We start from the raw sequence: 12,093 nt of genomic DNA, 5'->3' as shown, positions 1-12,093 counted from the left end.
GAAACACCGCATCCGGCGACAATGTCTCCAGTTCTTCGAGGTGAACAAGGAGCATGTCATGTCACCCGCGATAAGTCTTCCAAATCAGAGCATTAAAGGCAGAGCTCTCTCCCGCTTCTGCTCATTCGTCTGGTTCTGCAACATGGCGCTACTGCCAGCGCTGGCTGTTGTTTTCTGCCTGTTGCAGATTGCTCATGCCCGTGCCGAAGCTCCTGTTTCGATCACTCCGAACGAGGTTCAGTCCGGCAGCCTTCTTCTGGAGACAAACGAGACTGGGCGTTATGTCGAAGCGCCTCGGCTCGCCACCGATGTCAATCTCGACGTGAGCGGCCCGACGGCACGAGCCCGGCTGACGCAGGCATTCGAGAACCCGACGGACGGTTTCGTTGAAGCCTTGTATGTTTTCCCGTTGCCCGAAGAAAGTGCGGTCTATTCGCTGAAAATGGTCATCGGCGATCGCGTGATCGTCGCCGACGTCAAGGAGAAACAGGCAGCACGAGAAATATACGAAAAGGCGAAAAACGAGGGGAAAAAAGCCACGCTGATCGAACAGCAGCGGCCCAACGTGTTTACCAATGCCGTCGCCAATATCGGACCGCACGAGAAAGTCGTTATTCAGATTGAGTATCAGCAGGCCGTGCGTCTTTCAGATGGCCGTTTTTCGCTCCGTGTCCCGTTGGTCGTCGCGCCGCGTTACAATCCCGACAATGCCTCCCCTGTCGTCCAGAAGGTCGAGATGAATAATGGCTGGGGCAAGTCGAGCGAAGCTGGCAAGTCTGATACTTACAACGCCCCGCTTGTAACGCCTTTGACCCCACCTGCAGTTATACGAACCAATCCGGTGACCGTCTCAGTCAATCTGAAGGCAGGCTTCCCGCTTGGAAAGGTTGAAAGCCTTTATCACAAGGTCAGGATTGAAACGCAAAACGATACGACGCGTGAAATCACGCTGGCCGGAGACGCTGCTGCAGATCGCGACTTCGTTCTGGAATGGAGTGCTGTCGTAACCGATACGCCGCAAGTCGGCCTGTTTCGTGAGCATATCGGTAAAGACGATTATGTGCTTGCCTATGTCACCTCGCCAACGCTTGCTACTACCCGAAATGCAAAGCGAGAGATCATTTTCGTGATCGACAATTCAGGGTCGATGGGCGGCACCTCCATTGAACAGGCGAAGGCCAGTCTGGACTATGCGCTGTCGCGTCTTCAGCCCGGCGACCGCTTCAACGTGATCCGCTTCGATGACACATTGACCCGGTTCTTCGAGGACTCCGTCGATGCCAATCAGCAGAATATTGCTTCAGCTCGCGGTTTCGTAACGAGCCTTGAAGCGCAAGGTGGAACAGAGATGTTGCCTGCCCTTCACGCTGCCCTTGATGACAGCCATCAAGGCGCTGGATTGCGTCAGATCGTATTCCTGACCGACGGTGAGATCAGCAACGAGCAGCAATTGTTCGATGCCATTGGAGCACGTCGCGGACGGTCACGCATTTTCATGGTGGGTATAGGGCCTGCTCCGAACTCCTATCTGATGAACCGTGCGGCAGAACTGGGACGTGGAACCTTCACGCATATTGGTTCGGCGGACGAAGTGGACGAACGCATGCGGGCGCTTTTCGACAAGCTTGAAAACCCCGCTGTTACCGACCTGAAGGCAAAATTCTCGGAAAAGAACGTGAGCATGACCCCTTCCATTCTGCCTGATCTCTATCGTGGGGAACCGCTCGTCGTCGCTGCGCAAATGGGCAAGGCGGCTGGAAATCTTACCATCGAAGGCCAGATCGATGGTCGCCCATGGACGGTCAAGCTGCCGCTCGATCAGGCAATGGATGCCGAAGGTATTTCGAAATTATGGGCACGTCGCAAGATCGACGATGCGGAAGTGGAACTGGTCCTAGGCAAGATTTCTCAGGACGCTGCCGATGCACGCATCCTCCGTCTTGCGCTGGAACATCACCTCGTCAGCCGACTGACAAGTCTTGTGGCCGTCGATCAGACACCGTCACGGCCTGCAAATGCGCCGCTGACCCGTGCCGATATCCCACTGCAACTGCCTGCCGGCTGGGATTATGACGCGCTGTTCGGCATTCGTGCAGACCGCAACGTGGATGATCGTGCAAGCATCGAAACCGATGAGCAGAGCGGCAATGTTCTCGCCCGTAAACGCCCTGTCTCGCCATCGTCGCCAACTCCATCCATTCCTTTGCCGCAAACGGCAACACCGGCAACGATGCTGCTCATGCAGGGACTGGGTCTGATGCTGATTGGCCTCTTCGTCTTCTGGTTTTTTCGCCGCAAGGAGAATGTATGATGTCGGCCAGCCGGATCGTATTCGGGAGCGCGCTAAAGCGCTCCCTCGTCCTCGCCTTAAGCATCGTGCTGATTGCGATGGGTATGGCAATTGCCGGTCAAGGCATCTGGATACATGCCAAGGCGTTTGCGGCACAAATCCTGCTTGAAAGGGCATTTGCAGAAAGCGTCGAAACCGGCGTTCCGGTCAAGCCCTGGACATGGGCTGATACATGGCCGGTTGCCCGTATCGAGGCCCCTCGCCTCGGTGAATCGGCCATCGCTCTGAAAGGTGCCAGCGGACAGGCACTGGCTTTTGGTCCCGGCCATCTCGAAAATACGCCCATGGCAGGTGAACGGGGAACGGCCGTCTTTGCCGCACATCGTGATACGCATTTCGCATTTTTGAAAAATATCGAGAAGAACGATCAGATCGTCGTCACCCGGAGTGACGGCAAGAGCGTTTCCTATCGCGTCAGCCATATGGCGATCGCACGTTGGGACGAAGCGAGCATTGCTCCAGATAGCGAGGGCCGCCACCTCGTGCTGGCGACTTGCTATCCGTTCGACGCCATTACACCGGGGCCGCTTCGCTATCTGGTCTATACCGATATGGAGACCGGTCGGTCAGGCGATTGACTGGCCGATTGATTGACCTGCGATCTCATATGAATGCAGCCGTTTTTTGTGATCGTGGATCATGCCGGTCAGCATCAGTTCATCGGCACCGGTGCTCTCAGCAAAGGCCTTGATACCCTTCGTAACGGTGTCAGGTCCACCAACCACACGGCATGACAGCATCTGGCGAACGAGCGCCTGAGCAGACGGATCGAGCCGCTCCATATAGCCTTCGACGGGAGTCGGCAGCTTGCCAGGACGACCGCTGCGAAGATTGACGAAGGCCTGCAATTGCGACGTGAAAAGATAGTTCGCCTCTTCGTCCGTATCGGCTGCAATCACGTTGAGGCCCAGCATCACATAAGGCTTCTGCATATATTCCGATGGTTCGAACCGCTCGCGATAAAGGGCAATGGCACGTTCCATTTCGGCGGGCGCGAAGTGCGAGGCGAATGCGTAAGGCAGCCCCAGCATGGCGGCAAGCTGCGCGCCGAACAGGCTGGAACCGAGAATCCAGACAGGTACATTCAATCCTTCGCCCGGCACTGCGCGCACCCGCTGGCCCGGTTCCGCCGGTTTGAAATAGTTCAGCAACTCAACCACATCCTGCGGAAAGGCATTGGCATCGCTATCAAGATTGCGACGAAGCGCATGAGCGGTGATCTGGTCAGTACCCGGAGCCCGCCCAAGACCAAGATCAATGCGGCCCGGAAACAGGGAAGCAAGCGTGCCAAACTGTTCCGCAATCACCAAAGGTGAATGATTGGGCAGCATGACGCCACCTGCGCCGACGCGGATTGTCGAGGTTCCGTTGGCAACATAACCGATGACCACGGATGTGGCGGCGCTGGCGATACCCGGCATATTGTGGTGTTCGGCCAGCCAGTAACGGTGGAAGCCGAGCCGTTCGGCATGTTGCGCAAGTTCCAGCGTGTTGTGCAGCGACTGCGCTGCATCATTACCTTCGGGAACGGGCGAAAGATCGAGAACGGATAAGGGAATCATACTGGCTCATATGGGTTGGAACGCGGCGTTTGCAACGTTAGTAAAAATCAAAAAGGGCAGCCTATTTCTAGGCCGCCCTTTGTTGATGGTTCAACGCAAGTTTCAGTGATGTTGCGCCGAAACCGGTCCGGCCGGTTCGCCGCCGTCTTCTTTTGATGCGATATATTCGCCTTCCACATCCTTCTTGGCGATGAAGGTGTAGAACATCGGCACCACGAACAGCGTAAAGATCGTGCCGATCACGATGCCGGTGAAGATCACCAGACCCATCGAATAGCGAGCTGCCGCACCGGCGCCGGTCGCGATGATCAGCGGTACGACGCCAAGCGCCATTGCCGCCGTGGTCATCAGGATCGGACGCAGACGGGTTTCAGCCGCAATAATGATTGCGTCCCGGCGGGAAAGACCATGCAGACGGCGTTGCTGATTGGCGAATTCCACCATCAGAATACCGTGCTTGGTAATCAGCCCGACAAGGGTGATGAGACCAACCTGCGTATAGATGTTCAGCGTGCCGAGACCGATATTCAGCGGCACGATAGCGCCGAAGATCGACAGCGGAACCGACATCATGATGATGAACGGATCGCGGAAGCTTTCGAACTGTGCCGCAAGCACGAGATAGATCACGACAACGGCAAGGCCGAAGGCGATCAGGATCGTGTTGCCCTGCTCTACTTCCAGACGTGACTGGCCGGAATAATCCAGGAAGAAGCCTTCCGGCATCTTGGATTTGGCCAGATCGACCAGAGTTTGCAAGCCCTGTCCGGTCGTAACACCCGGCAGCGGCAGAGCCGAAATCGTCGCGGAATTGAGCTGGTTGAACTGCTCGATTGCCGCAGGCGATGCGTTCTGGTTGATCGTGATGACCGAAGATAACGGGATCATCGAACCGGAAACACTGCGCACGTAGAAGTCACCGAGCTTTTCCGGGTTCGAACGATAGCTATCCGGCACCTGCGTGATGATGTCATAGCTGTTCGAATCGCGGTCGAACTTGGCGACAGATGCGCCGCCAGTCAGAAGACCGAGCGTCGAACCGATATCGCTGATCTGCACGCCCAGCGTCGCTGCGCGGTCGCGATCAATAGTGATCGTGATTTGCGGCGCGTTGAAGGACAGCGAGTTCTGCACGATGATGTACTGGCCGGAGGCCTGTGCTTCGTTCTTGATTTCTTCAGCGAGCGCGAAGACCTGATCGGCTGGACCGGTCGACTGGATTGCAATCGAGATAGGCAAGCCGCCGCCCGTACCCGGCAGGGATGGAGGCGCGAAGATGAAGGCTTCCACGCCTGCCACCTTGGAAATACGCCCTGTCAGGTCTTCCTGAATCTGCTTTTGCGAGCGGCTACGCTCGTTCCAGTCCTTCAGAACCCACAGCGCGATACCCGATGTCGTACCGCCGTCCATACCGACGATCTGGAAACGGGTCTTCAATTCGGGAAGATCCTTGGTCAGTTCGTCGATCTGTTCGGCATAGAGATTTGTATAGGCCGAGGTTGCATATTGCGGAGCCTGGAACATCGAGAACAGCGCGCCGGAATCTTCTTCCGGTGCCAGTTCGCTCGACGTGTTCATGAACAGAAAACCCGTCAGTCCCATCAGCGCCACAACGATCATCAGCGTGATACCGCGATAGTTGAGCGAGTTGGAAACACGCCGGTGATACCACTTCTCGAAACGCGAGAAGGTCCGGTCGATGAATTTCTGGAACCGGGTCTGATCCCCATGCTTGAGCATGCGCGCGCACATCATCGGCGAAACCGTCAAGGCGGCAATGCCTGAGATGATAACGGCACCGGCCAGCGTGAAGGCAAACTCGCGGAACAGCGCGCCCGTCAGGCCGCCGGTAAATCCGAGCGGTGCGAACACCGCCGCCAGCGTGATCGTCATGGCGATGATCGAGCCGGTGATTTCCTTCATGCCCTTGAACGCGGCATCCATGGGTTTGAGGCCCTCTTCGATATGCCGGTGGATGTTCTCGAGAACCACGATGGCGTCGTCGACCACAAGGCCGATGGCGAGAACCATGGCGAGCAGCGACAACAGATTGATCGAGAATCCGAGTATATAAAGAAAGAAACACACGCCGATCAACGAGATCGGAATTGTGACGATCGGAATCAGCACCGACCGGAACGAACCGAGGAAGACGATGATAACCAGTATGACGATGGCGACGGCTTCGCCGATGGTCGTGAAGACTTCCTTGATCGAAGAACTGATCTGCTCGGTTGCGTCGTAAACGAGAACAAGGGACATGCCTTCCGGCAACGATGCCTGAATAGACGGCAGTTCCTTGCGAACCGCAGCCGCCATATCGATGGGGTTTGCCGCCGGGGTCGGGAAGACGCCGAGGAACGTACCCGCCGAGCCGTTGAAGGAAACGATGGTGTCCGTGCTTTTCGCTGCCAGTTCGACCCGTGCGACATCACGCAGGCGAACGACATCGTCACCCGATGCCTTGATCGGCATTGCGCCAAAGGCTTCCGGGGTCTGCAAGGTCGATTTCAGCGTGATCGAAGACGCAACATATTCATTCTTCGTCGTGCCGGGTGCCGACAGGAAGTTGGACGCCTTGATTGCCGCCAGAACTTCCGGTGCCGTAATCTGGCGGGCCGCGAGCTGGATCGGATCGAGCCAGACGCGCATCGAATAGACCTGACCGCCCAGAATTTCAGCCTTCGCGACACCCTGAATGGTGGACATGCGTGGCTGGATGACGCGCTCCAGATACTCGGTGATCTGTTCGCTCGTCATGTTCGGGTTCTGCGCCGCCAGATACATGGTGGCGAAGTTCTGGCCCGTTCCCTTGACGATGACAGGGTCGTCGGATTCGTCCGGCAAGTCGCCGCGAACCTGGTTGACCTTGGCGATGACTTCCGTCAGCGCCGCATCCGGGTTTGCACCGAGCTTCATCTGCACAGTCACTGTGCTCGACGACGGACGGCTTGAGGACGTCACGTAGTCGATGTTTTCAGTGGTCGCGACCGCTTCGGCGATCGGCGCGGTGATAAAGCCCTGAATGAGATCAGCGCTCGCACCGGCATAGTTCGTCGTGACGGTGATGACAGTTTCATCGACCTTTGGATATTCGCGCACCGTAAGCTGCGCGATCCCCTGAAGGCCCAACAGGATGATCATCAGGGCGACCACCGTGGCAAGCACGGGGCGCCGGATGAAAATATCGGAAAAGCTCATCGTGATCGCCTATTGCTTGTCAGCCGACATTGCGGCCGGAATCGGATTGACGGTGTTGTCGATTTTCACCGGCACGCCGGGCGAAAGACGGTTCTGGCCTGCGGTGATGATGATATCGCCAGCCTTGAGGCCGTTCGTAATTTCGACGAGACCGGAATAACGGCGTCCAAGCTTGATGAAGACCTGCTGTGCGACCTGCTTCTCACCCTCTTCCGGCTTTGCATCAGTGGCAGGAGCCTTAGCAGCATCGTCGCCGTCAGCAGTTTTTGCGCCTTCCTGCTTCTGTTCCGGACGGACCGCATAGACATAATCACCATAAAGGCTGGAGATGATCGTGGTCTGCGGAAGAGCGATGACATTGTCTTCTTCCGGCAGCTCGACGCGAACCTGCACGAACTGGCCTGGCGTCAACGCGTGATCCGGATTCTGCACCTCGGCGCGCACGGAAACGAGACGGGTCGTCGGATCGATCTTCGGGTCGATGCCGACAATCGTGCCGGTGAAGTCAAGTGCTTCGGCGGTCGAGCCGACCTTCACGGTCTGCCCGAGCTTGATCGATGACAGCGACTGTTCCGGAACAGTGAAGTCGATACGCATCACGTCCGTGTTCTGCAGCGTGGCAATGACTGTTCCCGGCGTCAGATACTGGCCGAGATCAACCTTGGAAATGCCGATAATGCCTGAGAACGGGGCCTTGACGGACTTCTGCGCAAGTGTCGCACGCATTTTTTCAACGCGCGCGCTTGCAGCGTCGGCGACCGAAGCTGTTGTATCGACATTCGACACAGCACCAACACCACGGGTGCGTAACGTGTCAGCTCGCTTCAGATTTTGCTGGGCAAGAACGGCTTCGGCTTCGGCGGCTGCCAAGTCTGCCTTCTGAATACTGTCTTCCAGCTGAAGCAGCACGTCGCCTTCCTTGACTTCCTGATTGGCCTTGAAGTTTATCTTCTGCACGAGGCCATCAAGCTGCACGGTCAGATCTACGCCATTGAGCGCATTGGCCGTGCCGATGGCTTCCACACCGGGCTTCCAGACACCCGGCTTCACTGTGACGGTCGAAACCGTCTGGGCAGGCTGCTGCATGTTTGCGAAAAAGTCTTTGATGGCCTGTGATCGGAACAGGTTAAAGCCAACGAGGCCCCCAACGACGATCACCAGGAATATTATTGCCAGAATAAGGCGCTTGATCATTGCGGATGCACTCCAGATGGCTCCCTGATCGATCAGGGTTGGGGGATTGGCCGCGGCGCCTTCTTTCGCAGTCACGCAAAGGTCGCGCGTATTTTACTTGAATGAGAGTGGCGAATAACTGTACCGTCTGGACGGTATTGTCAACATCCGAACTGTCAGGAGACACCAGTAAATTGCTAACAAAAAAGAAGGTCTCGTCACGCGAACGTATTTTGCGTGCTGCTACCGAGCTTGCCCGTGAGATCGGACCCGCTCACCTCTCTCTCGATGCCGTAGCAGCCCGCGCGGGGCTTTCAAAAGGCGGATTGCTTTATTCTTTTCCGACGAAGGCGAAACTGCTCGAAGCAGTCGTTGAAGAATATATGAAAGAGCACGAACACGCCATGGCGGTTCAGGAGACACTCCAAAAAGGCGATAAAAACCGCTTGGCGCGGGCTTTTCTCGATGTTTACCGGGTTCAGGCCGACGACGAGCCGCCCGCTTGCGGCGTGCTTGCAGCGCTGGCCGAAGACCCCGGTTTCATGGTGCCTGTTCGTCAGTATCACCGAGCGTTGCTGGACCGTATGATCAAGGATACAAGCGACGCGGATACGGCGTTGATCGTCTATCTCGCAGTCGCCGGACTTGAATGCTCCAAACTGATGGAATGTGAAATTCTGAACGATGAAGAACAGCGTGCAGTTCTCGTTCGTCTGGAAAACATGCTGACAGAGAACTGACAGTTATCAAGAACAAAGGGCGCTGTGCGCCCCTTGCTTTAGCAGGCTGCGAATCAGAGCGGAGCCATATCGCCCCTCGCCCATCCTTCTGATGTTTCGGCGGCAAATTCGCTGAAGCGCCCATCGGCAATCGATGCGCGGATCCCCTTCATCAGATACTGGTAATAGGCCAGATTGTTCCAGGTCAGAAGCATCGCGCCGAGCGCTTCACCGGATTTCACCAGATGGTGGAGATAGGCGCGACTATAGTCGCGCGATGCCGGGCAATCCGATTCCGGATCGAGCGGACGATGATCGTCCGCATGGCGCGCATTGCGCAGGTTCACCTTGCCAAAACGGGTAAAGGCAAGGCCATGGCGACCTGCACGGGTGGGCATGACGCAATCGAACATGTCGATCCCGCGCGCCACCGACTTGAGGATATCGTCCGGTGTGCCGACCCCCATCAGGTAGCGGGGCTTTTCCGACGGCAGGATCGGGCAGACCACTTCCAGCATGTCGAGCATGACCTGCTGCGGTTCGCCGACTGCAAGCCCGCCGACGGAGTAACCCTTGAGGTCCATTGCCTTCAGCGCTTCCGCCGATTTCTCGCGCAGACGAGCGACATCGCCGCCCTGCACGATGCCGAACATCGCCTTGCCCGGCTGATCGCCGAAAGCAACCTTGCAGCGTTCAGCCCAGCGCAGCGACAATTCCATGGCGCGCTCGGTATTCTTTTCCGGGGAAGGCAGCGCCACGCATTCGTCGAGCTGCATCTGGATATCGGAATCGAGCAGTCCCTGAATCTCGATGGACCGCTCCGGCGTCATTTCATACGCCTTGCCGTCTATATGCGAGCGGAATGTCACGCCGTTTTCGTCGAGCTTGCGCAATTGCGCCAGCGACATGACCTGAAAGCCGCCGGAATCGGTCAGGATCGGGCCCTTCCAGCCGCCGAATTCATGCAAGCCGCCGAGCTTGGCCACGCGCTCCGCACCAGGACGCAGCATCAGATGATAGGTGTTGCCAAGGATGATGTCGGCACCCAGTTCCTTCACCTGGTCCATATACATGGCCTTGACCGTACCAGCCGTACCGACGGGCATGAAGGCAGGCGTGCGCACCACGCCGCGTGGCATGGAAATCTCGCCCTGACGAGCCGAACCGTCGGTTGCCAGCACTTTGAATTCGAAGTTTTCGCTTGTCTTTAAGTTTTCCAGAGTCATGCGGTGTCTTTAGCTTTGTCGGCTCGCTCAAGCAAGCTGCCGTCACCATAGGAATAAAAGCGATAGCCGTTGCTGATCGCATGATGATAAGCAGCGTGCATCGTCTCAAAGCCGCTGAAGGCCGATACCAGCATGAATAGCGTCGAGCGTGGCAAATGGAAATTGGTCATTAGCAGATCGACTGCCCTGAACTTGTAGCCGGGCGTGATAAAGATGTCGGTCGCGCCAGACCATGGGCGGACAATACCATCTTCGCCCGTAGCGCTTTCGATCAGGCGCAGTGATGTCGTTCCGACACAGATGATCCTGCCGCCCCGCTCGTGCACGGCATTGAGCGCATTGGCAGTCCGTTGCGAGACATAACCGATTTCTGCATGCATCTTGTGGTCGGTCGTATCGTCGGCTTTGACCGGCAAAAACGTCCCCGCCCCCACATGCAGTGTTACGAAATGCTCTTCGATGCCTTTGGCCTTGATCTTTTCCAGGAGGTCCGGCGTAAAATGCAATCCGGCAGTGGGAGCAGCAACCGCGCCTTCTTCACGCGCATAGACCGTCTGGTAGTCCTTGCGGTCGCGTTCGTCTTCTGCGCGTTTCGATGCAATATAGGGTGGCAGCGGAATGTGTCCGACCGATGCAATCGCCTCGTCCAGCATTGCGCCGGAAAGATCGAATACGAGAAGCGCTTCGCCCGCATCACCTTTTTCCGCCACAGTGGCGTCAAGCGTGCCGAGGAAGCAGCTTGAACCGGAATGGCCGAAACGGATTCGGTCGCCCTCTTTCACGCGTTTGCCCGGACGTAAGAATGCTTTCCAGCGGTCAGGGCCGGTGCGCATATGCAGCGTGGCACTCACCTGCGAAATATTGCCTTCGCGCTCGCGCATGCCTTCAAGCTGTGCAGGGATCACCTTGGTATCGTTGAAAACAAGGGCATCGCCCGGCTGCAGAAGATCTGGCAATTCGAATACCTGTCGATCTTCGAATGGCTGGCCGGGACGGACGCGCAACAGCTTGGCGTGGTCACGCGGCTCCACCGGACGCAGAGCAATGCTCTCTTCCGGCAATTCGAAATCGAAAAGATCAACGCGCATTATGAACCTCGTGAGAACATTTCCGCCGAATGGTGGTGTTCGGAAATGCATTAGAGCACGTCTCGATCTGATTGAATCAGATCGGCGCTCCAACTTTTTGTTTTTACGCGTCTTTTCCGATCGAAGCAGGACCAGAAATCAGTCCAGTGGACTGATTTTCCTGCATAGGCGTTTCACACTTTTCGGGACGCGCTCTAAAGCAAGAGCGGCCCCGGCAATACCGGAGCCGCGATAGCTGGACAGAAACTACAGAATTAGGCGTCGGCAGCGATACGGGCCGTCACGATCGTATCGGGATCAGCAACAGGCTCACCGCGCTTGATCTTGTCGACATTGTCCATGCCTTCGATAACCTGACCCCAGACGGTGTACTGACGGTCGAGCCACGGAGCATCGGTGAAGCAGATGAAGAACTGCGAGTTGGCCGAATTCGGGTTAGCCGAACGTGCCATCGAAGCCGTGCCACGCTTGTGCTGCGTGTTGGAGAATTCAGCCTTCAGGTCCGGCTTGTCCGAACCGCCCATGCCGGCGCGCGAACCGTTGAAATGTGCGCCGCCCGTCTTGCCGAACTTCACGTCGCCGGTCTGGGCCATGAAGCCGTCGATCACGCGGTGAAACACAACGCCGTCATAGGCACCTTCGCGGGCCAGTTCCTTGATACGCGCAACGTGATCCGGCGCGAGGTCTGGATAGAGTTCCAGAACGACGTTGCCCTTGGTGGTTTCCAGAACAAGCGTGTTTTCAGGGTCTTTGTAAGCCATTGGGCCTCTCCTT

General features: G+C 56.9%; 9 protein-coding genes. 3 read left to right on the top strand and 6 right to left on the bottom strand.

Features of this window, described 5'->3' with window-relative positions; all coding sequences use genetic code 11:
* Positions 1–58: 58 nt before the first annotated feature.
* Complete coding sequence (locus CQZ93_RS06750; protein WP_105541897.1) at positions 59–2,311, top strand: marine proteobacterial sortase target protein; 2,253 nt, start codon at positions 59–61, stop codon at positions 2,309–2,311.
* The gene (locus CQZ93_RS06745; protein WP_422616080.1) at positions 2,308–2,928 is read left to right on the top strand and encodes a class GN sortase; all 621 of its coding nucleotides are present in this window, start codon (positions 2,308–2,310) and stop codon (positions 2,926–2,928) included. Before CQZ93_RS06750 ends, CQZ93_RS06745 begins: the two co-directional genes overlap by 4 nt.
* Here the strand turns inward: CQZ93_RS06745 and CQZ93_RS06740 are convergent.
* The 3 genes from CQZ93_RS06740 to CQZ93_RS06725 form a co-directional block, all read right to left on the bottom strand.
* Positions 2,917–3,912: an LLM class flavin-dependent oxidoreductase gene (locus tag CQZ93_RS06740; RefSeq protein ID WP_105541895.1), complete on the bottom strand. Its 996-nt coding sequence runs from the start codon at positions 3,910–3,912 to the stop codon at positions 2,917–2,919. The two genes, CQZ93_RS06745 and CQZ93_RS06740, sit on opposite strands and share 12 nt — an antisense overlap.
* Positions 3,913–4,014: 102 nt before the next feature.
* Positions 4,015–7,113: an efflux RND transporter permease subunit gene (locus CQZ93_RS06730; RefSeq protein ID WP_105541894.1), complete on the bottom strand. Its 3,099-nt coding sequence runs from the start codon at positions 7,111–7,113 to the stop codon at positions 4,015–4,017.
* A gap of 9 nt (positions 7,114–7,122) precedes the next feature.
* On the bottom strand, positions 7,123–8,307 hold the full coding sequence (locus CQZ93_RS06725) for an efflux RND transporter periplasmic adaptor subunit (protein WP_105541893.1): 1,185 nt from the start codon (positions 8,305–8,307) through the stop codon (positions 7,123–7,125).
* A gap of 101 nt (positions 8,308–8,408) precedes the next feature.
* Here CQZ93_RS06725 and CQZ93_RS06720 point away from each other — a divergent pair, with 101 nt between their 5' ends.
* Positions 8,409–9,026, top strand: coding sequence for a TetR/AcrR family transcriptional regulator (locus tag CQZ93_RS06720; RefSeq protein ID WP_422616079.1), 618 nt, complete (start codon positions 8,409–8,411; stop codon positions 9,024–9,026).
* A 53-nt stretch (positions 9,027–9,079) separates the two neighbouring features.
* Here the strand turns inward: CQZ93_RS06720 and tgt are convergent, their stop codons facing one another.
* The 3 genes from tgt to CQZ93_RS06705 all read right to left on the bottom strand — a co-directional run bounded on the left by tgt (position 9,080) and on the right by CQZ93_RS06705 (position 12,080).
* A complete protein-coding gene (gene tgt, locus CQZ93_RS06715; protein ID WP_105541891.1) occupies positions 9,080–10,231 on the bottom strand; it encodes a tRNA guanosine(34) transglycosylase Tgt in 1,152 nt (383 codons plus the stop codon).
* Entirely contained in the window at positions 10,228–11,319 is a 1,092-nt protein-coding gene (gene queA, locus CQZ93_RS06710) for a tRNA preQ1(34) S-adenosylmethionine ribosyltransferase-isomerase QueA (protein WP_105541890.1), read from the bottom strand. Before queA ends, tgt begins: the two co-directional genes overlap by 4 nt.
* Positions 11,320–11,573: 254 nt before the next feature.
* Positions 11,574–12,080 (bottom strand): peptidylprolyl isomerase, encoded by a 507-nt coding sequence (locus tag CQZ93_RS06705; protein ID WP_105541889.1) that lies wholly within the window; start codon positions 12,078–12,080, stop codon positions 11,574–11,576.
* Between the last annotated feature and the right edge of the window lie 13 nt (positions 12,081–12,093).

It is taken from the genome of Ochrobactrum vermis, assembly GCF_002975205.1.
Classification (GTDB): Bacteria; Pseudomonadota; Alphaproteobacteria; order Rhizobiales; family Rhizobiaceae; genus Brucella; species Brucella vermis.
Note: the sequence above shows the minus strand (reverse complement) of the source record. Positions and strands in the feature narration are given on the sequence as shown.

Coding starts and splice junctions, on each gene's coding strand:
- CQZ93_RS06720 (WP_422616079.1), top strand. CDS start 8,409: ATGAGAGTGGCGAATAACTGTACCGTCTGGACGGTATTGTCAACATCC.
- queA (WP_105541890.1), bottom strand. CDS start 11,319: ATGCGCGTTGATCTTTTCGATTTCGAATTGCCGGAAGAGAGCATTGCT.
- CQZ93_RS06705 (WP_105541889.1), bottom strand. CDS start 12,080: ATGGCTTACAAAGACCCTGAAAACACGCTTGTTCTGGAAACCACCAAG.
- CQZ93_RS06725 (WP_105541893.1), bottom strand. CDS start 8,307: ATGATCAAGCGCCTTATTCTGGCAATAATATTCCTGGTGATCGTCGTT.
- tgt (WP_105541891.1), bottom strand. CDS start 10,231: ATGACTCTGGAAAACTTAAAGACAAGCGAAAACTTCGAATTCAAAGTG.
- CQZ93_RS06740 (WP_105541895.1), bottom strand. CDS start 3,912: ATGATTCCCTTATCCGTTCTCGATCTTTCGCCCGTTCCCGAAGGTAAT.
- CQZ93_RS06745 (WP_422616080.1), top strand. CDS start 2,308: ATGATGTCGGCCAGCCGGATCGTATTCGGGAGCGCGCTAAAGCGCTCC.
- CQZ93_RS06750 (WP_105541897.1), top strand. CDS start 59: ATGTCACCCGCGATAAGTCTTCCAAATCAGAGCATTAAAGGCAGAGCT.
- CQZ93_RS06730 (WP_105541894.1), bottom strand. CDS start 7,113: ATGAGCTTTTCCGATATTTTCATCCGGCGCCCCGTGCTTGCCACGGTG.